At 71.4% G+C, this 19917-nt stretch carries 19 protein-coding genes; 10 read left to right on the plus strand and 9 right to left on the minus strand.

Annotated features, from left to right (window positions below):
• Positions 1-258: 258 nt before the first annotated feature.
• Positions 259-1848: a bifunctional UDP-sugar hydrolase/5'-nucleotidase gene (locus VFE05_05190; protein HET6229454.1), complete on the minus strand. Its 1590-nt coding sequence runs from the start codon at positions 1846-1848 to the stop codon at positions 259-261.
• A 483-nt stretch (positions 1849-2331) separates the two neighbouring features.
• Here VFE05_05190 and VFE05_05195 point away from each other — a divergent pair, with 483 nt between their 5' ends.
• The 4 genes from VFE05_05195 to VFE05_05210 all read left to right on the plus strand — a co-directional run bounded on the left by VFE05_05195 (position 2332) and on the right by VFE05_05210 (position 5385).
• Complete coding sequence (locus VFE05_05195; GenBank protein ID HET6229455.1) at positions 2332-2961, plus strand: hypothetical protein; 630 nt, start codon at positions 2332-2334, stop codon at positions 2959-2961.
• A gap of 21 nt (positions 2962-2982) precedes the next feature.
• Positions 2983-3780 (plus strand): hypothetical protein, encoded by a 798-nt coding sequence (locus VFE05_05200; GenBank protein ID HET6229456.1) that lies wholly within the window; start codon positions 2983-2985, stop codon positions 3778-3780.
• Positions 3781-3978: 198 nt separating this feature from the next.
• The gene (locus VFE05_05205) at positions 3979-4569 is read left to right on the plus strand and encodes a hypothetical protein (GenBank protein ID HET6229457.1); all 591 of its coding nucleotides are present in this window, start codon (positions 3979-3981) and stop codon (positions 4567-4569) included.
• Positions 4570-4599: 30 nt separating this feature from the next.
• Positions 4600-5385, plus strand: a complete 786-nt coding sequence (locus VFE05_05210) for a hypothetical protein (protein HET6229458.1) — start codon at positions 4600-4602, stop codon at positions 5383-5385.
• Between the two features lie 351 nt (positions 5386-5736).
• Here VFE05_05210 and VFE05_05215 read toward each other — a convergent pair whose 3' ends face one another.
• Entirely contained in the window at positions 5737-6462 is a 726-nt protein-coding gene (locus VFE05_05215; GenBank protein ID HET6229459.1) for a hypothetical protein, read from the minus strand.
• Positions 6459-7424 carry an ABC transporter ATP-binding protein gene (locus tag VFE05_05220; GenBank protein ID HET6229460.1) on the minus strand — a complete coding sequence of 322 codons (966 nt, stop codon included), beginning with the start codon at positions 7422-7424 and terminating at the stop codon, positions 6459-6461. The genes VFE05_05215 and VFE05_05220 overlap by 4 nt, the downstream gene beginning before the upstream one ends.
• Positions 7425-7495: 71 nt before the next feature.
• Between VFE05_05220 and VFE05_05225 the strand changes: the two genes are divergently transcribed.
• Positions 7496-8317: a phosphatase PAP2 family protein gene (locus tag VFE05_05225; GenBank protein HET6229461.1), complete on the plus strand. Its 822-nt coding sequence runs from the start codon at positions 7496-7498 to the stop codon at positions 8315-8317.
• A 298-nt stretch (positions 8318-8615) separates the two neighbouring features.
• Complete coding sequence (locus tag VFE05_05230; protein ID HET6229462.1) at positions 8616-9428, plus strand: alpha/beta hydrolase; 813 nt, start codon at positions 8616-8618, stop codon at positions 9426-9428.
• Positions 9429-9607: 179 nt separating this feature from the next.
• On the opposite strand, the gene VFE05_05235 is transcribed toward VFE05_05230, so the two are convergent.
• The 3 genes from VFE05_05235 to VFE05_05245 are packed head-to-tail and all read right to left on the minus strand — an operon-like array spanning position 9608 to position 12587.
• Positions 9608-11119 carry a glycerate kinase gene (locus VFE05_05235; protein HET6229463.1) on the minus strand — a complete coding sequence of 504 codons (1512 nt, stop codon included), beginning with the start codon at positions 11117-11119 and terminating at the stop codon, positions 9608-9610.
• Positions 11116-12048, minus strand: coding sequence for a D-glycerate dehydrogenase (locus tag VFE05_05240; GenBank protein HET6229464.1), 933 nt, complete (start codon positions 12046-12048; stop codon positions 11116-11118). Before VFE05_05240 ends, VFE05_05235 begins: the two co-directional genes overlap by 4 nt.
• A complete protein-coding gene (locus VFE05_05245; protein ID HET6229465.1) occupies positions 12048-12587 on the minus strand; it encodes a GNAT family N-acetyltransferase in 540 nt (179 codons plus the stop codon). The genes VFE05_05240 and VFE05_05245 overlap by 1 nt, the downstream gene beginning before the upstream one ends.
• Positions 12588-12728: 141 nt before the next feature.
• Between VFE05_05245 and VFE05_05250 the strand changes: the two genes are divergently transcribed.
• The 3 genes from VFE05_05250 to VFE05_05260 all read left to right on the plus strand — a co-directional run bounded on the left by VFE05_05250 (position 12729) and on the right by VFE05_05260 (position 14407).
• A complete protein-coding gene (locus VFE05_05250) occupies positions 12729-12920 on the plus strand; it encodes a hypothetical protein (protein HET6229466.1) in 192 nt (63 codons plus the stop codon).
• Positions 12921-13092: 172 nt separating this feature from the next.
• Entirely contained in the window at positions 13093-13608 is a 516-nt protein-coding gene (locus tag VFE05_05255) for a molybdenum cofactor biosynthesis protein B (GenBank protein HET6229467.1), read from the plus strand.
• A gap of 379 nt (positions 13609-13987) precedes the next feature.
• The gene (locus VFE05_05260; protein ID HET6229468.1) at positions 13988-14407 is read left to right on the plus strand and encodes a hypothetical protein; all 420 of its coding nucleotides are present in this window, start codon (positions 13988-13990) and stop codon (positions 14405-14407) included.
• Between the two features lie 154 nt (positions 14408-14561).
• On the opposite strand, the gene VFE05_05265 is transcribed toward VFE05_05260, so the two are convergent.
• A complete protein-coding gene (locus VFE05_05265; protein ID HET6229469.1) occupies positions 14562-16394 on the minus strand; it encodes a DegV family protein in 1833 nt (610 codons plus the stop codon).
• Between the two features lie 662 nt (positions 16395-17056).
• Between VFE05_05265 and VFE05_05270 the strand changes: the two genes are divergently transcribed.
• Positions 17057-17638, plus strand: coding sequence for an outer membrane beta-barrel protein (locus tag VFE05_05270; protein ID HET6229470.1), 582 nt, complete (start codon positions 17057-17059; stop codon positions 17636-17638).
• A gap of 306 nt (positions 17639-17944) precedes the next feature.
• Here the strand turns inward: VFE05_05270 and VFE05_05275 are convergent, their stop codons facing one another.
• Together VFE05_05275 and VFE05_05280 are read right to left on the minus strand one after the other, a co-directional pair.
• Positions 17945-18331, minus strand: coding sequence for a Rid family hydrolase (locus tag VFE05_05275; protein ID HET6229471.1), 387 nt, complete (start codon positions 18329-18331; stop codon positions 17945-17947).
• 108 nt (positions 18332-18439) lie between these two features.
• On the minus strand, positions 18440-19917 hold a 1478-nt coding region (locus tag VFE05_05280), incomplete at its 5' end, for a S9 family peptidase (GenBank protein HET6229472.1).

A 19917-nucleotide genomic window follows, 5' to 3' on the forward strand; every position in this document is an offset into this window, starting at 1 on the left:
TCGTCTTCGAACTGCGGGCGATCGGGTCTGTAGATGTGCATCGAGCCCTGCGCGACGCTTCGCATCTTCCATCTGCCGCACATCGTCCGAATACCTGCGAGCGTCCATCGCATCAGAATCGACGCGTTCGGTAGATGTACATCACCCGAGGGTCATCACGGGGATGGACATCGCACGGGCCGCTGTCCATCTACCGAACCGAGGACGTGAGGGCAGATGCGCATCTCCCGATTCCCCTCGTTGTTTCCTTTCGATGAGCTAGGGGACCGCGATCCAGCGACGGCCGGTGGGAGGTGTGACGGGCTGCGGCAGGGTCTGGAGATAGGCGATGAGCGCGTCGAGGTCGACGAGGCCGGTGGATGTCGCACGGCCCTCGCGCAGGGAGACGAAGCGGTCGCCGCCCGATGCCACGAACTCGGAGAGGCCGAGCGTGACGTGGTCCGCGTCCGTGACCGTGCGCCCGTCCGCCAGGCGGATGGCGCGGATGCGCGAGCCCTGCGGCGCGCGTGGCGCGTACGCGACCGTGAGCCCGGAGACGTGGGCGTTCACGCCGCCCTCCGCCGTCAGCCCCGCCTCCAGCGCCCGCCGGAGCTGCTCGCCGGTGACGCCGACGCGCACGAGGGCGTTCTGGAACGGCTGGAGCTGGAAGAGCGTGCCGTAGGTGAGCGGGCCCGCCGGCATGTCCTGCCGGATCGAGCCGTTGTTGACGATGCTGGCCTGCGCGCCGGTGCGCGCGCGGAACGCGTCGGCCATCAGGTCGCCCAGCGCGAACTCGCCCGTGTCGGCCTTCGGCATGGGCACCGCGAACGACACCAGCACCCGCTCCGTGATCGGCCGTATCGCGCGGTCCCAGTCGCTGACGATGCGCTCCACCGCCGCGTTCGGGGTCGCGGAATCTGCAGACGGCGTGCGGATGGCGCGGTAGAGCACGGAGGTGTGCCCGCCGCGCCGCTCCAGCTGCGTGATGCTGAACGCGTTTGCGTACGAGATGGATTCGACCACGGGGATGCCCTTCTCCCACGTGAGCATGCGCTCGTGGCGGTGGCCGGCCAGCATCAGGTCCACCGGCCGGGCGAGCTGGCGCGCCACCTCCAGCACCTCGCCCGTGCACCCGGCGGACTCCTGCTCCGGCAGCGTGCCCGGCCGCTCGCAGATGCCGCCCACGTGCATGGTGACGACCACGAAGTCCGCCCCCGCCACGCGCGCCTCGGCCGCGTACCGGTCGATGGCCGGCGCCGCGGGCCCGAACTCCAGCCCGTCCACGCGGCCGGCCATCACCGTCTCCGGCGTCTCCGGCAGGGCGATGCCGATGACGGCGGTCCGCACGCCGCCGCGCTCCACCATCGTCCACGGCCGCACCCACTCCGGCTGCCGCTGCGTGCCCGCCACGAAGAGGTTGGCGGCCAGCCAGGGGAAGCGGCTCTCGCGGATGCGGGCGCGAAGCGTGTCCTGCCCCCAGTCGAACTCGTGGTTGCCCACGGCGGCCGCGTCGTAGCCCATGGCGTTCTCGGCGGCGATGGCGGCGCGGCCCCAGCTCAGGTTGGAGATGGGCGTGCCCTGCATGTCGTCGCCGCCGGAGATGAGCACCGTGGATCCCGCGAACCGCACCCGCGCGCTGTCGAAATACGCCGCCAGCAGCGCCGACCCGCCCACCCGGTTCCACGGCAGCAGGTGCCCGTGCACGTCGTTCGTCTGTAGGATCTGCACTCGCTTCGCCCCGTCTGCCGAAGCCTGCGGCGCAGCCTCCGGCGATGGGAGCGCCGTGCATCCCCCGAACAGCAGCGCGGCGAGGGCGAGGGAAAGCGGGCGGGCAATGGAGATGCGGACGGCGTGACGAAGATGGGTCATCGAAGGTGCGGAGATATGGCTAGGGTGAGGTGTGCGGTGGATGAACAGCGGCGATGCAAGCGCTCCGCCATCCGTCAGCCGTCGACGGACGGGGGGAAGAGCGGCGGCGGCTCATCCGCCCGACGGCGGAGATGGCTGCGGATGCAATGTCGGTGCGCGGGCGTGGGTTACCAGCTCGTGTGCTTTCTCCGTAAAACTACATCTTGACTTCACCGTACGGGCGAGCCAATATGCGCTCGCGGCGTGGCGTCCACGACGTGCACCTCCCGCGCCCCGCGGATGGCCGCCTCCGGCCTGGCTCCGCACCCGGCTTGTAAACCACGCCGCGCCGTTCCCGCCCGCCAGACACACCTCTCCCCCATTCCCGCCCGTTCCGGCCGCCGCTTCTTCCGCCGGCTACGAGCCGCACGAGCAGCCCCGTTTTCCGCCGTTCCGAAGTTCCTTCCGTTCCATGCATCCTTACCTTCCGCACACCGGGGAACCATGCCGCCCACCGAAACCTCGAACACGACGTACAAGGACGACCCGAACGGCTACCGGAGCGTCATCTCCCAGACGGAGAAGTACGGCACCTTCGAGCTCTACTTCTACCGCGGCTTCGTGAGCTCGGTCTCCCTGTGGCCCGACGGCTACGCGTCCGGCAAGACCGAGATCGGGCTGTACGCCGCCACCGACACCTACGACCTGCCCCCGGGCATGAAGGAGCCCGACCCGGACAGCAAGCTCACGGTGGGCGGAGGCACGTACAAGCTGGGCATCGGCCTGGCCATCGACAACACCTCGCCCGCGGCGGGCGAGAGCATCCAGGCCATCGTGATCGCGCTGAAGACCGACCCGGCCATGCCCGGAAAGCCCGTGGACAACGGTGGCGTGACGATCACGGCCGACGAGGGCGGGCTCATCGAGAGCCTGGACGTAGTGGAGGGGTTCAAGGCATCCGCCGCGGCGCTGCGGGGCGACGCAGGCGATGGTGACGACGGCGACACCGACCCGGTGACGGTCTCGCCGACCCTCGTGATCAACGAAGATGCCATCACCTGTCCGCCCATCTGCAAGGGCTTCCGCGTGTGGGGGCCGCGCCGGGGCGCCCATGTGGGCCGGCGCCACTCCTAGCCGCGGCGGGAGCGCGCCATCGTGACCACCGTCGTCCTGCAGCTCGCGCAGACGCTGTCCACCCTCTGCTTCGGGGTGCTGGGCATGGTCGTGGCCCGGCACCGCGGGATGCCGCGGGTGCACCGCCTGGCGTGGACGCTGACGGGCGTGGCGTTCACCGTGACCGGCGCGCACGCAGTGGCGCAGGCCAGCTTCGCCGCGGTGGCCTTCACGGCGGGCCCCGGCAGCGCGGCGTGGAACACGTACCTGCGCTGGATGCCGGCGGGCAACGACGGCCGCGCGTTCGCGGTGATGGGCTTCGGGGTGGCGCTGCTCTACTTCGTGGCCCGCGGCGCCGCGCGCGAGCCGCGGCCGCCGTGGAGCTACGCCGCCGCTCTGGCCGCTTGCCTGCTGGCGGGCAGCTGGGTGGGCCTGGCCGAGGGGCCGTTCACGCCCGCCATGCACTTCCCCGTCCTCACCGTGATCGACGCGGTGGCGCTGATCACGTTGCTGGCGGCGCTGTGGCTGGCCGCCGTCCACGACACGGTGGACTTCCTGCTCTGGGTGGCGCTGGCCTGCTACGCGGCGCAGGAGGCGGTGAGCGTGGACCTGCACTACCTGGCGAGCTGGCTGGGCACGGCCGGCGCGCTGCACCTGTGGCCGGGCATGCCGCACGCCATCGGCACGGCCACGTTCGCGGTGATGATCGGGTGCGCGCTGCGGCGCCTTCTGCTGGCGCGCCGGGGCGCGCAGGTGCCCGCGCTCTTCCACGTGTTCCGCGGCGGAGCGGGCGGCGCCTCGGCCGTTCCGGACGCCTACCCGCGCATCGGGCGCCCGTAGCGCGGCCGCCCCGCCATCGTTCCGCATCGGCCGTCCACCGCTCCGGCGCGTCCGCCGCGATCCGTCGCAGACGTGGCACGGAGCCCCTTCCGCGCGGCGCCGTGCAGGGCCGCGGGCGAGCTTGCCATCCCCGCGCGGGTGACGCAGTTTACACGTCCCTTCGCAGTTCTTCCCCCCTGTAAAGCTTCTGGAGGCGTCATGCCGAACGGCAACAACGGTCAGTCCGCGGTCAAGGAGAAGGACCTTCCCCACGGCTACCACACCGTGTCGCTCGAATACAACGGCCACAAGTACCGCCTGACCTACTACAAGGGCTTCGTGAGCCGCTGCGTGATCCACCCCAACGGCGACGGAACCGCGCTCGAGTTCCCCATCCCGCAGGAGTGCTACGTATGCCCGCAGCCGGACCCGCCGGTGAAGCCCATGGTGGGCCCCGAGGGGGTGTCGTGGCTCAAGCTGAACGGCGGGCCGCACAACCGGGCGGTCAAGCTGCGCATCGACAACACGCCGAACGGGCACGACCACGACTACAAGGGCCCCATCAAGAAGTTCAGGGTCCAGATGAAGCACCCCAGCGCCACGGTGCTGGGTGCCGGCGCGAACGCCCAGACGGGGGACCCGGTGACGGTGGAAGAGGGCGGCGACCAGGTGGCGAGCATCACGGTCACCTACAACGAGACGGTCACCGACAACACGCCTCGTGGCGGCGTGACCGCGTTCCAGATCGGTGGCGGCGAGATCATCGAGGTGTGGGACGACGCCCAGACCTGCCCCGTGGACTGCCCGTGACGCTGCCGCCGTCCGCGTAGAAAGCGCGCGATGAGGACGTTCATCCTCCAGATCGCGGTGGTGCTGCTCAAGCTGGTCTTCGGGATCGGCTGCATCGTCATCGCGAAGCGCTCCGCCGAACCGCTGGCGGAGCGCCGCGCGGGCTGGCTGTTCACCGGGTTCTGCTTCACGCTCACGGGCGTGCACGGCGCGCTGCAGAGCGCGCTGGGGGGATGGGCGATGCTAGCCGGCGCGGGCAGCGCTCCCATGCGCGCGTACCTGCGCGTGCAGCCGGTTGCGAACCACGGCCGGGGCTTCGCGATGGTGGGGTTCGCGTCGCTGCTCTGCGTCCTGCTCGCGCGGGGCAAGCTGGCCCGCGCGGGAGATGCGAAGTTCGCGACGGCATGGCTGGGCTCGTGGATGGTGGCGGGCTCCGCCTGGGGAATGATCGACGGCGGGGCGCCGGCCAGCCAGCACTACGGCGTGATCACGTACACCAGCGCCCTCACGGTGCTGGTGATGCTGGTGGCGCTGTACCTGGCGGTGGTGCGCGACAGCCTGGACCACCTGCTGTGGCTTGCGCTGGCGACCTACACGGTGCGCGAGGTGGTGGACGTGAGCATCACCACCGCGTTCTCCTTCATCCGCACGCCGGACGCCTGGGTGCCGTCGTTCTCGCTCCTCCAGGTCATGGGCGTGCTTTCGTACGTCATCATGCTGGGCCTGGTGGGGCGGCGCTTCTCCCTCATGTCGCACGGCAGCGACGCGCCCTCGCTTTCCGGGCTGCTGGGTGGCGGTGGCAGGGGTCCGGTGGCGGCGAGGGAGCCGCGACTCTGACGCGCTCGGGTCGGCGGCTGGTGCTGACGGAACGGGCGTGACGGTCGATGTGATACCAAAATCGGGAGAATCGGTGCGGCAGCATCGCCCTGGCGGCTAAAGCCGCGGGCTACGACGGCACGAAGCCCACCGGCGTGGGCTGCTACCGATGGTCCGAATCGCTTCGGCGAGACGCGCGAAGGCAAGCCGATCTACCCGGATTCCGTATCACTCATCGGCTTGCGGTGCTCGCCGTAGGCAGCACTCGATTACCAAATCGAGATGGAATGACGAAGGGCGCGGCTTCCGAATTGGAGCCGCGCCCTTCGTGCATCTGCCGAGTCTGTCGAGTTCGCGGGGGACGAAGCGGCTTCAGGGCCACTCGCGGAAGCGGACGAGGAGGGCGGCGAGGGCGAGCCAGAACAGCGCGTAGCCCGCGGTGAAGAGGGTCGCGGCCCAGTCCACCACGCCCATCGTGAGGCCGGTGTAGATGTCGTTCAGCGCGTAGTGGGGCGGAAGGACCAGGAAGACTAGCGCCCGCAGGCCCGGCGTGAGCAGCTCCAGCCCCATGTCCTGGATCAGGAAGCGCCACACCTCGGTCGCATAGAAGATCGCCACCACCAGCAACGCGTCCACCCACGGCCACGCGATCAGCGCGGACAGGAACGCGAGTATCCCGCCGTACACCAGCGTGAAGAGTAGCGGCTGGAGCAGGAACGCCGGTCCCACGCGCATCTCCCCCCACGCGGCGAGCTGCCCGAACACGAGGAACAGGGCGGCCACCCCCATCGCCGCGGCGACGCCGACGAGCCAGCGCACGGCATAGAACGTCACCGGCCGGACGGGATGCGCGAAGTACAGCTTGTAGTAGCCGCGCCACCGGTCGTGGGAGATGAAGCCGCCCAGCAGGATCACCAGCGACAGCCCCGCCAGGTTCGACAGGGTGAACGCCAGCCCGCTCGGCTTCAGGTCGTCGGCGAACTCCGCGGGGATGGGTCCCCGGAACGCGAAGCCTGGTTCCTTCAGGTAGAACCAGAGCACCACCGGGATCAGCAGCGGAAGCCGCCACAGCACGCTCCGCAGGGCGATGCGGATCATCGCCGCTCCTCCGGCGAAGGATCGGCCGGCGGAGGCGCGGGGCGGCGGAAGAGGCCGCGTAGCGAGACGCGCTCGGGCACGAGCGCGCGGACGACGAGGCCGCGCGACATCAACCGTCCCACACCGGCGTTCAGCTCCGCGAGGGAGCGAGCCTCCACGCGGAAGGCGAAGGGCGGGCCCTCCGCCTCCGCCGCGCCCGGGAACTGCGCGAGGACGGCGGCCTTCACACCCTTGCCGCCCTCGATCTCCAGCCGGTACGCCGGGAGCGCGGCGGGCCGCGCAGCCGTGGCGGGCAGGCCGATCCGCTCACGCACGCGGCCGCCCTCCAGCACCACCACCTCGTCGGCGATGCGCTCCACCTCTTCCAGGTCGTGCGAGGCGATGAGCAGCACACGGCCGGGGGAGCCAGCGCGCCATTCGGCCACGGTGTCGCGGAACCGCGCCACGGCCTCGGCGTCGAGCCCGTCGGTGGGCTCGTCCAGCACCAGCAGCTCGCGGTCGCCCAGCAGCGCCTGCGCCAGGGCGACGCGCTGGAGGTTGCCCTTGGAGAGCGCCGCGATCTGCCTGTCCGCCAGGTCGGAGATGCGCAGCCGCTCCATCTCCGCGGCCACGCGGGCCCGGGCATCCGGCACGCGGCCGAGGGCGGCGTACGCCTGGAGCGCGCTTCGCACGGTCCAGCGCCGCGGGATGGCTACGGTGTCGCTCACGTAGCCCACGCCGCGCATCTCCGCGTACCGCCGCGGCGTCACCCCGTGGATGGCAACCGTGCCGCGCGTGGGGCGGATGTAGCCGAGCAGCAGGCGGATGAGCGTGCTCTTGCCCGCGCCGTTGGGGCCCACGACGCCCAGCGCGGTGCCGGGCTCCACGTGCAGCGACACCCCGTCCAGCGCGCGCACGCGCTGGCCCGTGAAGCGGGTGAGCCCCACGGCGTATTCCTTGGTCACCTCTTCCAGGCGGATCATGGGGGCAAGGCTACGCCGCCGCCCCGGCGCCCGCAAGGTGCGGGTACGCTTCGTGCGCCCGGCGCCGCGCCATGAATCCGCCCCATCCCTCGTCTCCGCCGCCGGCGCGCGGACCCGCGCCGCGACGCAGCACGCTGCACGCGGTGCTCTCCGTGATCGGGCGCAACGTGGGCAGCTTCCACGCGGCGCTCGGCACGTACCTCGTGCTGGCGCTGGCGGCCATATTCGCCGCCACGGCCGCGTTCGCCTTCATGGCCGACGAGGTGATGGAGGGCGGGACGCAGAAGTTCGACGAGTCCGTGCTGCTGTGGATGAACGCGCACGCCTCGCGCACGCTCACCGGGCTGGCGCTGGAGGTGACGTCGCTCGGCTCCGGCGCGGTGGTGATCATGACGCTGCTGGTGTCCAGCGCCTTCCTGTGGGTTTCTCGGCACCGGTACTCGGTGTTGCTGCTGTGGGTGGCGGTGGTGGGGCAGGAGGTGCTGAACCTGGCGCTGAAGACCCGGTTCGACCGGCCTCGCCCGCGCCTCTTCCCGTGGCGCACGCCCATGACGTCCGGCCAGTCGTTCCCGTCCGGCCACGCGATGACGTCGATGGTCGTCTATCTCACGCTCGCGTACCTGATCGCGCGGCTGGAGCCCGGCGTGGGGCTGCGGCGCGCCACGTTCGCGGTGGCCGGCGTGCTCATCGTGCTCATCGGCCTGTCTCGGATGTACCTGGGCGTGCACTACCCGTCGGACGTGGTGGCGGGCTACGCCGCCGGCTTCGCGTGGGCCACCTTCTGCGCGCTCGGCATCGAGGCCGTCCAGCATTTCCGCGCGAAGAAGCCGGAGGTGGAGGAGCACGAGAAGGATCTCCGCACCGCCGCGCCTCCCGTCAGCGACGGCGCCTGAGCGCTGCGCGGGCTTCGGTAGCTTCGTTCCGGCAGCAGGTGAACGGCAGGCTCACGCGGAGGCGCGGAGATCGCGGAGAACAACTCGCTTCTCCTGCCGTTCTCCGCGCCTTCGCGTCTCCGCGTGAGACCCTTCGACCGATGAAGCAGGGGGAAGGAGTCGCGCCGGGCGACGCTCGGAAATGCAGGATGGGCGGCCGTGCATCTCCCGTGAGCCGTGACGTGGTCGCCGCTGGCCGGGCGATGCGCTACAATTCCCGCCCGACGAGCATGCCGATGAACCGAGCGCATCCGGACCGATGAACCCGATCCTGAACCATTCGCGCGTGACCGCGGCCGGCGCGCAGCCTTCGCAGTGGATGCTGGTGCTGCACGGCATCTACGGCGCCGGGCGCAACTGGGGCACCATCGCGCGGCGGCTGGTGGACGCCCGGCCGGAGTGGGGCGTGCTGCTGGTGGACCTGCGGCTGCACGGCGGCAGCAAGGGCTTCGGCGGGCCGCACACGCTGGCCGCCAGCGCCGCCGACGTGGACCTGCTCGTGGACGAGCTGGGCTTCCACGCCGCGGCGGTGATGGGCCACTCGTTCGGCGGCAAGGTGGCGCTCATGTACGCGCAGCACCACGCCGGCGGCCTCAAGCAGGTGTGGGTGATGGACAGCACGCCCGCCGTGCGCGAGCCGTCCGGCAGCGCGTGGGAGATGATCGAGGCCGTGCGCTCGCTCCCGCCGGAGTTCGCCACCCGCACCGAGGGCGTGGAGGCGCTGATCGCGCAGGGCTACCCCGAGGGCCTGGCGCAGTGGATGACCATGAACCTGGAGCCGCACGAGGGCCGCTACCGCTGGCGGCTGGACTTCGGGGCGATGGAGGAGATGCTGCGCGACTTCTTCCGCACCGACCTGTTCGGCGTGGTGGAGTCGCCGCCGCCTGGCGTGGAGCTGCACTTCGTGAAGGCCACCGAGTCGCACACGCTGGACGACGAGGCTGCCGCGCGCGTGGAAGCCGCGGGCCGCGCCAATGGCCGCGTGCACCTGCACTTCGTGGAAGGCGGCCACTGGCTCAACACCGACAACCCCGAAGCCGTGCTGAAGCTTCTGGTGGAGAATCTGCCGTAAAAGAAACGCCGGGCGCGGTTTCGATGCGTGCCGCAGCTCAAACGGCGCCCCCTCCCCGTCTCGCTCAGGCTCGACGACCCTCCCCCACAAACTGCGTGGGAGAGGGTTGTTTTTGTTCAGCGTGGGTCGGGTCGGTCGCCTCGGCAGATGGTTTCGTTTGCAGACGTGCAGACGTACGGTCAGAGCTGCGGCGATTCGACCAGGACGAGGATGATGTCGTTCACGTTGGTGCCGGTGGGGCCGGTGATGAGGAGATCGCCGGTGGCGCGGAGATATTCGTAGGAGTCGTTGCGGTCCAGGAAGTCGCGAGCGTCCAGGCCGAGTGCACGCCCGCGCGCCACCGTCGTTCCGTCGACTATGCCGCCGGCTGCGTCGGTCGGGCCGTCGGTGCCGTCGGTGCCCATGGCGGCGATGGTAACGCCCAGCTCGCCGTCCAGCTCCACGGCGGCGGCGAGGGCGAGCTCCTGGTTGCGGCCTCCGCGTCCGGCGCCGCGCACCGTCACCGTGGTCTCGCCGCCCAGGATGAACGCTGCGGGGAGACGCGCGGACTCGCCCTCGGCGTGAGTGCTCCAGGCGAGGGCGGCGACCTGCGGGGCGACGGTGCGCGCCTCGCCCTCCAGGTCGTCCGCGGCGATGGTGGCGCGCCAGCCCAGGCGCTCGGCTTCGCGCGCGGCGGCGTGCAGCGCGTCGCGGTTGCGGGCGATGACGTGCGTGGATGCGTGCGCCAGCGCGGGATCGCCCGGCTTCGGCGTCTCGTCTTCCTCGCCCGCGGCGCCGCGGAGGAGATGCGCGGCGACGGACGGCGGCGCGTCGATCTCGTAGCGGCGCAGCACGTCCAGCGCATCCGCGAACGTGGTGGGGTCCGCGACGGTGGGGCCGGACGCGATCACGTCCAGCGGCGACCGCACCACGTCCGACACGGCGAGGGCGACCACGCGCGCCGGGTACGCCGCCCGCGCCAGCTGCCCGCCGGAGATGCGCGACAGGTGCTTCCGCACGGCGTTCAGCTCGCCGATGGACGCTCCTGCGCGCAGCAGCGCGTCCGTGACCGCGCGCACGTCCGTGAGCGCCACGCCCGCGGGCGGTGCCGGCCACAGCGCTGAAGCGCCGCCGGAGAGCAGGCAGAGCACCACGTCGCGCGGCCCGGCCGCCCGCGCGACCTCCAGCGCCGCGACTGCGCCAGCCAAGCCTCGCGTGTCCGGCACCGGGTGGCTCGCCTCCCACGCGTCGATGCGCGGCGGCAGCGGCAGCGAGTGCCCGTCCTTCGTCGTCACCGTCCCGCCGGCGATGCGCTCTCCCAGCACGTCCAGCGCTCCCAGCGCCATCCCCGCCGCCGCCTTCCCCGCGCCGATCAGCCAGATGCGCCCGTCGGGATCCAGCCGCACCTCATCCGCCGAATCGCCCGCGGTTCGCGCGTCGTCGGGCAGGCTCGCATCTGCCGAACGCCCGACATCTGCCGAGAAGGTGGCGGGTGGCGCATCGTCCGAATCGTTCCGCCATCCCGCATCCTCCGGATCGGTCCGGCGCCTCTCATCGCCCCACATCTCCGCATCTCCCGGACTGCGCGAGGCGCGGATGCGGAGAACGTCGCTCTCGAGGACGAGGGCGCGGCGGACGGCTTCGCGCGGGTCCGCGGCGGCGACGGCTGCGGCGAGGATGGCGCGGGCGGCCTCGCGGGCGGGGGCGCTCACGGGACGGGCGTGAGCGGCGGGCGCCCGAGCAGCACCGCGTGGGCGTTGCGCGCCGCGAGCATGGCCATGCGCGTGCGCGTGTCACGCGTGGCGCTGCCCACGTGCGGGAGCAGGACCACGTTGTCCAGCTCCAGCAGGCCGGGGTGGATGACGGGCTCGCGCTCGTACACGTCCAGCCCGGCGCCGGCCAGGTGGCCGTCGCGCAACGCATCCACCAGCGCTGCCTCATCCACCAGCGCCCCGCGTGCGGTGTTGACGAGATACGCACCGCGCCGCATCTCCCGCAAAGCGTTTTGGTCGATGAAATGCCGCGTCTCCGGCGTGAGCGGCGCGTGCAGCGAGAGCACGTCGCTGGTGCGCAGCAGCTCGGCCCGATCCACCCAACGCGCGCCGAGCGCCGACTCGTCATCTACCGAAAGCCGCGAGCAGCCGTGGTAGATCACGCGCATGCCGAACGCGCCGGCACGCCGCGCCACCGCCCGCCCGATGCGGCCCATCCCGAAGATGCCCAGCGTCGCGCCCGCCAGGTCCCCGCCCAGGTAGTCCCAGAAGCCCCATCCGCCGAACCCGCCCGCGCGCAGGCTGCGCTCGGCCTGCGGCGTGCGGCGGACGGTGGAGAGGATGAGCGCCCACGCCAGGTCGGCCGTCGCCTCGGTGAGCACGTCCGGCGTGTTGGTGACCACGATGCCGCGCGCCCGGCACGCCGCCAGGTCCACGTGCTCGTAGCCGACGACGGCGTTGGCCACGATGCGCAGACGCGGCGCCCCGTCCAGGAGCGCCGCGTCGACGCGGTCGGTGAGCAGGCACAGCAGCGCCTCGGCTTCCGGCAGGGCGTCGCGCCAGCCTTCCGGGCCCGCGACGGTGCCCGCCTCGGCCAGCAGGGCGAGCGCCGCGTCGGGCAGCGGGAAGGTGGTGGCGATGGTGGGCATCAGCCGCCGCCCAGCGGCTTCTCGTACAGCGCGGTGCCGGCGCCCGCGATGCCCAGCTTGGTGTGCTCGCGGATGCTCAGCTCCGTGAACCCCAGCGCCTGGAGGAAGAGGTTGGCGGGGCGGTAGCGCCGCAGCACCCCCGCGCGCATCCGCACGATGCCGCGGCCGCGCAGCCACATCTCCAGCCCCTCCAGCGCCTCGCGCGCCAGCCCGCTGCCGCGGTGCGCGGGCGCCACGATGAGCGTGCCCAGCAACGCGACCTCCGCCTCGGGATTGCCCTCCCACCAGGCGACGGCGCCCACGTCCTCGCCCGTGTCCAGCAGCGTGGCGAGCGCGACGGTGCGGCCGGGAGTCGCCATGCAGCCCGCGATCTCGCGCTCGGCAGCGTCGGCGCCCGGGCCCGCGCCTGTGAGGGCGAGGAAGTGGTCTTCCGCGGCGCAGAACACGGCCTGCAGCCGCTCCGCGTCGGCGGGGCCGAGCTGGCGGAGGGCGAGGCGGGCGGTCTCCAGCGTCACTGCGGGTTCGGGCGGTGCGTCCACTCGGCTCTCCTCGGGGGCGTTCTCGTCGGCCGGCGCGGCCACGGCGGCGACCGCGCGACGGAGAAGTTGCCCCGCGGCCCGATCCGGCGTCAAGTTGATGCGCAACCGCGCACCGCACCCGAGCCGCCCGAGAGAGAGTCCGTGAGCACGCAACTGGAGTCCCGCCACTTCTACAACACCGGAGACGTGGTGCTGCACCGCATGGGCAAGGAAGGCCGCGTCGTGGAAGGCTTCGCGCTGTGGGCGGTGGTCCGCTGGGAAGACGGCGCCCAGGAAGAGGTCGACCAGCTGGACCCCGCCATCGAAGTCCTCGAACGCGCCACCAGGGGCTGAGCAACGCACTGGCGCGAGCGGCTACGACGGTGACGCAGGCGTTCGGCTCGGGAGATGCGGGTTGGAAGATGTGGGATGCGGCAGGACGTCTCGCCTTTCCCGAATCTGCACGACTTCCTCGGTGCCCTCGGCCTGCTTTTCTGAGGCGCGACTCGTCCGATCGGAGAATTTGATGGCATCGAACAGCAGCGAGCAGCACCACGCGATCGCGGCCGAGCGCGGGCCCGTGACGGTGGGCGTCGTGACCGTCAGCGACTCGCGGACCGAGGAGACGGACACGAACCTGCACTTCCTGCGCGATGCGATCACCGGCGCCGGACACGTGCTGGCGGGCTACCGGCTGATCCGCGACGAGCCGGACCAGGTGGCGGCCGCGCTGGACGAGCTTGTGGCGGGCGATGCGCGCGTGGTGCTGTTCAACGGCGGCACCGGCATCTCGCCGCGCGACACCACGTTCGACGTGCTGAGCCGCAAGCTGGAGAAGACGCTGCCCGGCTTCGGCGAGCTGTTCCGCATGCTGAGCTGGGAGCAGGTGGGCGCCGCGGCCATGCTCTCGCGCGCCACGGCCGGCGTCTACCGCGGCCGCGTGGTCATCTCCATGCCCGGCTCCCCCGCCGCCGTCCGCCTCGCGTGGGAGAAGCTGATCGCCCCCGAGCTTCAGCACCTGGCCTGGGAGGTCGCGCGGTAGATTCGGTCCGCATCTGCCGAAGATGCACCGCGGGAACGGTCGCGCGAACCGAGATGCCGCGGCGCGCCCTATCTACCGAACCGCTGGGCGTCTTCGGGAGATGCGGCGACCGGCTCTGTAATACCAATACGGGCGATCAACTGTGCATTGTGCGGTTTGTCTACCGAGCGTTCGCACCGTCTTGCTCCGAAGAATGCACAGTCATTCAACCGGATTGGTATAAGGACGAAGGAAGACGGAGGAGCCGGCGAGCAAGCTGTACAGCCGCAGGCGTGTTGATGCCTCGAGCTGATGCGCGGCGGAGCGGGTCGCCCGCATCGACCCACCACAACCGGGAGTCTCAGTGGCGTCGTCACGGCAGGAGGATCTGATCCTCCGCATGATCCGGCAGATGGCGCAACTGCTGGAGACCGCGGCGGAACGGAAGGACGCGGGCGACCTGGACGGCGCGATGGAGCACGTGAGCCGTGCGCAGGCGGAGCTGCTGGGGCCGGTCGCACCCATCGCGCCCCGGCTGGACGCCGCGTCCGCAGTGCGGATGGTGGATGCCCGACAGGTGGTGCCGTGGGCGCAGCTGCTCGCCGAGCAGGCGGACGTCCTCCGCCGGCAAGACCGTCCGGACGCCGCCCGTGCCGCCGAACGCCGGGCGCTCGAGTTGCTGCTGGAGCTTGCCGCCCGCGAGCACGCCCGCGGCACCGAGATCCGCGACGCCCTCCGCCCGCTGAGCACGTCTCCCGCAGCCGCGACGCTCCGCCCGGACCACGCCCAGACGCTGGCAGACATCCTCCGACCCGCCTGAACCGCCGCCGCAAACGCGGGTCTCCGGCCTGGAGCAAACGGGCGTCAGTCGGTGGTAGAAGTTATCGAGCGTGGGAACGAGATGAGGCCTCGCACCGTCGGGTGTGAGGCCTCATCTTTTCTCTGCTGCGATCGAGTGCTACGGACCGCCCACGTCAATCCTCCACCAGGTAGGCGATGCCCCAGGCGCCTTCGCCTGCGTGGGTGGCGATGATGGGGGTGCCGGCGGCGGTGATGATCTCGCGGTTGCCGTAGCGGGCGCGAATCGCGGAGGCGGCCTCGTCCACCACCTCCGGGCAGCCCACGTGCATGATGCCGAACCGAAGCTTCTTCGCGCCCTTCGGCACCTTCTGCTCCAGGATCTCCATCATCTTGGGCAGCACCTGCTTGCGCCCGCGCACCTTGGCGATGGGCACCAGCTTGCCCGCGGCGTCTATGTCCAGGACCGGCTTGATGTCCAGCAGGCTGCCCAGCCAGGCCCGCCCCCGCCCCACGCGGCCGGAAGCCAGCGCGCGCTCGAACGTGTCGAGGTTGATGAAGAAGCCGCTCTGGTCGCGCACCCGCACCAGCTCCTCGGCGATGCGCTCCGGCTGCCAGCCGCTCTCTCCCAGCTCCGCCGCCTTCATCGCCATCAGCCCCTGAAGCAGCGAGCCGCCGCGCGAGTCGACCAAGTGCACCGGCACCTCCGCCTCCTCGCCCGTGCGCTGCTTGGCCGCCGTCTGCGCCGAGGCGTACGTGCCGGAGAGCGCGGACGAGAGCAGCACCGCGATCACGGCCTCGCCCTCCTCGCCCGCGCGGCGGAAGGCTTCCTGGAACGCGGCGGGCGGCGGCTGCGAGGTGCCGGGGTGCGCGCCGTCCTTGAGGCGCTGCGCGAACTCCTCGGCGCTCACGTCGAAGCGGTCGCGCAGGGCCTTGTCGCCGAAGATCAGCCCCAGCGGCACTAGGTGGATGCCGTGGGCCCGCACGATGTCTTCCGGCAGGTCGCACGCGGTGTCGGCCACCACGGACACCGGGCGCCGGGCGAGCTGCATGTGACCGGACGCGGCGGCGCGCTCCACCGCCGCGTGCTGGGCCTGCATGTCCTCCGCCTTGTGGCTGGCCAGGTCGCCCAGGCCGCGCAGGTAGGCGAACACCTCGTCCGGCTCGTCGGTGTGCACGTGCACCTTGAGCAGCGCCTCGCTGCGGATCACCACCAGCGAGTCGCCGCGCTCCCGCAGCACCGCGCGCACGGCGTCCGCGTCCGGCAGCGCCGGCCCGCGCACCAGCGCCTCGGTACAGAAGCGGAAGCGCTCCGTCTCCACCGGGTAGGCTGCCACGGCGGCGGCCATGGGCGTCCAGTCCTCGAACTCCGGCACCTCGTCCAGCGCCACCAGCGGGTCGCCGGAGATGAATGCGCTGATGCCCTCCAGCACGTGCACGAAGCCCTTCGCGCCGGCGTCCACCACGCCCGCCTTCTTCAGCGCCGGCAGCAGGTCGGGCGTACGGGCCAGCGCGTCGCGCGCGCACACCAGCAGCCGCTCGAACAGCACCACGAAGTCTGCCGCCTGCAGCCGCTCGCCCTCGTCGGCCACGGCGCGCATCACCGTGAGCATAGTGCCCTCCATGGGCCGCTCCAGCGCGCGGTACACGTGCTCCACCGCGCCGCGCAGCACCTGGGTGAACTCCACCACGCTCAGCCGCGCGCGCCCGGCCACAGCGTCGCTGAACCCCAGGAGGAAGTGCGAGAGGATCATCCCGCAGTTGCCGCGGGCGCCCAGGATGCCCGCCTCGGCCGCGTCGCGCGCCACCAGCGCCACCGAGCCGTCGGTGCTGGTGCGCATCCGCTCGGCGATGGTGCTCACGGTGAGCGCCAGGTTGGTGCCCGTGTCGCCGTCGGGAACGGGGAAGACGTTGATGCGGTTGAGGTCGGCGCGGTTCCGCTGCACATGCTCGGCGGCCATGATCAGGGCGCCGCGCAGGCCGGGTCCATCCAGGTGGGTCGTGTTCATCCGGGGCGTTGCCGCGGGAGAGTCGAGTTGCACGGAGTACGCGGGGGGAAGGCGCGATGCACCCGCCTCCACGGCGGGGCGAAACCAAGAGCCGCGCCCTCCCGGCGCGCATGCGAGGGAGGCGCGCGGAGCGGGGCGCGCGAGTGAGAAGCGGCGCCTACATATGCGCCCGTGGCACCCGCGGGCGCAAGAGGCGGTGCCCATTGCGGAGCCCCAAAGTGGGACATTTCTGTCCCATTCCAGCTGCCCGGCGGCGGCGATGCTCTGTAAGCCGTTGCCGCACAATCGCGTTGACGGAAACGCGTTACCGGCTCATATTCGTTCCCCGCCGGAATGCCCGGCACACCTGGGCGATGGCTACGTTCGGTCAGCTCTTCGCTGGCGGGGCGGTGAAAAAACCCTTCGCCGCGGGCTCGGAAACGGTGTCCGGCGTGCGCCTGGGCGCAATTTCCAGGCTACCCGCGGCTTCCTGACGGTCCGCAACCGGCCGGACATCGCGGGGCAGAGGAAACATTCCGCTGCCTCGTATGTACACAGGTGGCGCGGCCGCCCCGTGCGGCCGCGCGAGCGTCGGCAATTGCCGGCATCACAGCACGAAAGGTATGCAGCACGAACGGCCCGCACTCGGCGGGCCCGCCTTCGACTCCTGATCGGACAGGACCATGAAGAAAGCAGCTGCCGGAATCTTCGCCGCCCTCGCGACCGTCGCCTTCGCGGGCGGCGCGCACGCGCAGATCGTCCCCAACCTCACCCCGTTCTCGGTCGAGGTCCGCGGCGGCGCCTCGATTCCCACGGGCACCTTCAAGGACAACTTCAAGACCGGCTACACCACCAGCGCGAACGTCACGTTCCACGCCCTCCCCGTGCTGGGGATCTACGGCGGCTACTCGCTGAACGGCTACGACGTGAAGGACGCCGCAGGCGGCGGCAGCGTGCGCGAGCAGGGTTTCGACGCCGGCGTGCGCGTGGACGTGCCCACGCCGCTCATCCCCATCGACCCGTTCATCCGCGCGGGCGCGGTGTACCACAAGCTGAAGGAGACCGGCACCACCTCCCCGGCCGAGACCGACAACAAGCTGGGCTTCGAGGTCGGAGCCGGCGTGGCGTTCGCGCTGGGGCCGAAGGTCTCGGTGACCCCGGCGGTGAGCTACACCAAGATCAGCGACGTCGAGGTCAGCGGTGTGCCGATCGGCCTGGACATCAGCCACGTCAGGGCTGATATCGGCATCCGCATCCGCATCTGATCCAACGCTGGGCGGTTCGGTAGATGAACGGCGGCGGGCTCCACACGGGGCCCGCCGCCTTCGTTTTGCCGGTGGATGCACGGCGTGCCGGGAGATGTGCATCTGCCGGCTTCCCTCGCGCATCCCTACGCAGGTCCGCGGATGCGCAGGCTCGCGCTCCGCATCAAGCCGCACGCGTACGCAGACGAGAGAAGCGGCGCACCCGATACTCGAGCGCCCCGCTTCTCATCATCCGTGATCCTCGATCGGTCGTCGTCCCAGTCGATTCGCCCTTGCCCGTGGGCAGAGGTTTGACGAGGCGTTCGCTCAGCGGCGGACGTGGGCGATGGCGCTGATCTCCACCAGCACGTCGCCCAGGTCGGCGCCCACGGTGGTGCGCGTGGGGTACGGCGCGGGCATCGCCTCGCGGTACGCCTGGTTGAACTCGTCCCAGTCGCCTATGTCGCGCAGGTACGCGGTGATGGAGACCACGTCCTCCAGCGCGGCGCCCGCCTCGGCCAGCACGGCGCGCAGCCGGCCGATGGTGGCGCGCGTCTGGCTCGCCACGTCGCCGCCCAGCAGCTCGCCCGTGACGGGGTCGCGCGGCACCTGGCCGGACACGAACACCAGGTCGCCCGCGCGGATGGCCGGCGAGTACGCCCCACGCGGCGCCGGAACCCCGCCCAGCGTCACCGGCTCCCAGGATCTGGCCATCGGTCCCCCCCTCGTTCGTAAGTGTAGATGGATTCGGTCGATGCACATCCACCGAACCCCACCGATCCTCCGCCGCGCGATTCGATCTCGCCGGATGTGTGAGCTGCGTCAGGCGGTGGGCTGGGTCGCGGGCGGCGAACCGTCGCCGACGACCCAGCGGTCGAGCCAACCAGCGATGCGCTGCAGGTAATCCAACCGATGACGCGGCGTGAAGTTGATGCTGTGGCCCTCGCCAGGGTAGCGCACCATCTCCGCGGGCGTGCCCTGGCGGCGCAGCGCGACGTACATCTCCTCCGCCTGGCCGATCGGCACGTCGTTGTCCGCCTCGCCGTTCAGGAAGAGCACCGGCGTGCGGGCCGCGCGCACGTACGCGATGGGCGACCACCTCCACAGCAGCTCGTAGTTGTCCGCCGCCTGCCCGTTGAACTCCGCCTCGATCAGGTCCGAGTACAGCGACGTGCCGTAGAAGGAGACGAGGTTGCTCACGCTCGCGCCGGAGACCGCCGCACGAAACCGGTTGGTGTGACCAACGATCCAGTTGGTCATGAAGCCGCCGTAGCTGTGGCCGACCACGCCCAGACGCGAGCGGTCGATCCACGGGTTCGCGTCGAGCGTGCGGTCCACGCCCGCCATCAGGTCCGCGTAGTCGCCCCCGCCCCACGCGGAGAGCGTGCCGTCCGAGAAGCGCTGGCCGTAGCCCGCGCTGCCCCGCGGGTTCAGGAACAGCACCGCGTAGCCGCGCGCGCTCAGCAGGTCGAACGCCTCGGAGAACGCGTTGCCGAACGCCCCGTGCGGTCCGCCGTGGATGTACAGCACCATGGGATACTTGCGGCCGGGCTGCCAGCCCGCGGGCTTCATCAGCCATCCCTGCACCGCCGTGCCGTCCGGCGAACGCACCCAAATCGTATCCGCCGAAGGAAGCTCCACACGCGCCAGCAGCTCGTCCTGCTCGTGCGTGAGCTGCCGCGCGCCGGTTCCGTCCGCCCGCGCCACCCACACCTCCGTGGGATGCACGAGGTCGCTGCGCAGGAACGCCATCGCCGCACCGCGTGAATCTTCGGTGGCGGAGCGGGCCGTGAACGCACCCTGGAGCACCGGCCGCGCCCGCGCCGTAGCCACGTCCGCCCGCCAGACGGTGTTGCCGCCCATGTCGTAGCCCGCGACGAGCAGCGAGCGCCCGCCCGGCTCCCACGCCAGCTCCGTGAGCCGCCGGTCCAGCGCGCCCGTCAGCAGCCGTGGCTCGCCGCCGTCCGCGGGGACGACGAAAAGCTGCGTGTCCTCGGCCGAGCTGTCCTTGGTGTTCACGCGGCGCACGCTGCCCAGATAGGCTATGGTGTGCCCGTCCGGCGACCACGCGGGCTGGAGCTCGGTGCCTGGGCTGTGCGTCACCGCGCGTTCGCGGCGCCCGGTGGCGACATCCAACGTCCACACGTCGTCGCTGTAGTTGGCGTCCGGGTCCGCCGAGCGGTTGCTGATGAACGCGAGGCGCGTCCCGTCTGGCGACCAGGCCAGCGAGTGCTCGTCGTACCGCCCGCTCGTCACCTGGCGCGGCTCGCCGCCGGTGACGGGCACGACGTAGATGTGCG

The sequence above is a fragment of the Longimicrobiaceae bacterium genome (assembly GCA_035696245.1).
Taxonomy (GTDB): Bacteria; Gemmatimonadota; Gemmatimonadetes; order Longimicrobiales; family Longimicrobiaceae; genus DASRQW01.

Coding starts and splice junctions, on each gene's coding strand:
- VFE05_05190 (HET6229454.1), bottom strand. CDS start 1,848: ATGACCCATCTTCGTCACGCCGTCCGCATCTCCATTGCCCGCCCGCTT.
- VFE05_05195 (HET6229455.1), top strand. CDS start 2,332: ATGCCGCCCACCGAAACCTCGAACACGACGTACAAGGACGACCCGAAC.
- VFE05_05205 (HET6229457.1), top strand. CDS start 3,979: ATGCCGAACGGCAACAACGGTCAGTCCGCGGTCAAGGAGAAGGACCTT.
- VFE05_05210 (HET6229458.1), top strand. CDS start 4,600: ATGAGGACGTTCATCCTCCAGATCGCGGTGGTGCTGCTCAAGCTGGTC.
- VFE05_05215 (HET6229459.1), bottom strand. CDS start 6,462: ATGATCCGCATCGCCCTGCGGAGCGTGCTGTGGCGGCTTCCGCTGCTG.
- VFE05_05220 (HET6229460.1), bottom strand. CDS start 7,424: ATGATCCGCCTGGAAGAGGTGACCAAGGAATACGCCGTGGGGCTCACC.
- VFE05_05225 (HET6229461.1), top strand. CDS start 7,496: ATGAATCCGCCCCATCCCTCGTCTCCGCCGCCGGCGCGCGGACCCGCG.
- VFE05_05230 (HET6229462.1), top strand. CDS start 8,616: ATGAACCCGATCCTGAACCATTCGCGCGTGACCGCGGCCGGCGCGCAG.
- VFE05_05240 (HET6229464.1), bottom strand. CDS start 12,048: ATGCCCACCATCGCCACCACCTTCCCGCTGCCCGACGCGGCGCTCGCC.
- VFE05_05255 (HET6229467.1), top strand. CDS start 13,093: ATGGCATCGAACAGCAGCGAGCAGCACCACGCGATCGCGGCCGAGCGC.
- VFE05_05260 (HET6229468.1), top strand. CDS start 13,988: ATGATCCGGCAGATGGCGCAACTGCTGGAGACCGCGGCGGAACGGAAG.
- VFE05_05265 (HET6229469.1), bottom strand. CDS start 16,394: ATGAACACGACCCACCTGGATGGACCCGGCCTGCGCGGCGCCCTGATC.
- VFE05_05270 (HET6229470.1), top strand. CDS start 17,057: ATGAAGAAAGCAGCTGCCGGAATCTTCGCCGCCCTCGCGACCGTCGCC.
- VFE05_05275 (HET6229471.1), bottom strand. CDS start 18,331: ATGGCCAGATCCTGGGAGCCGGTGACGCTGGGCGGGGTTCCGGCGCCG.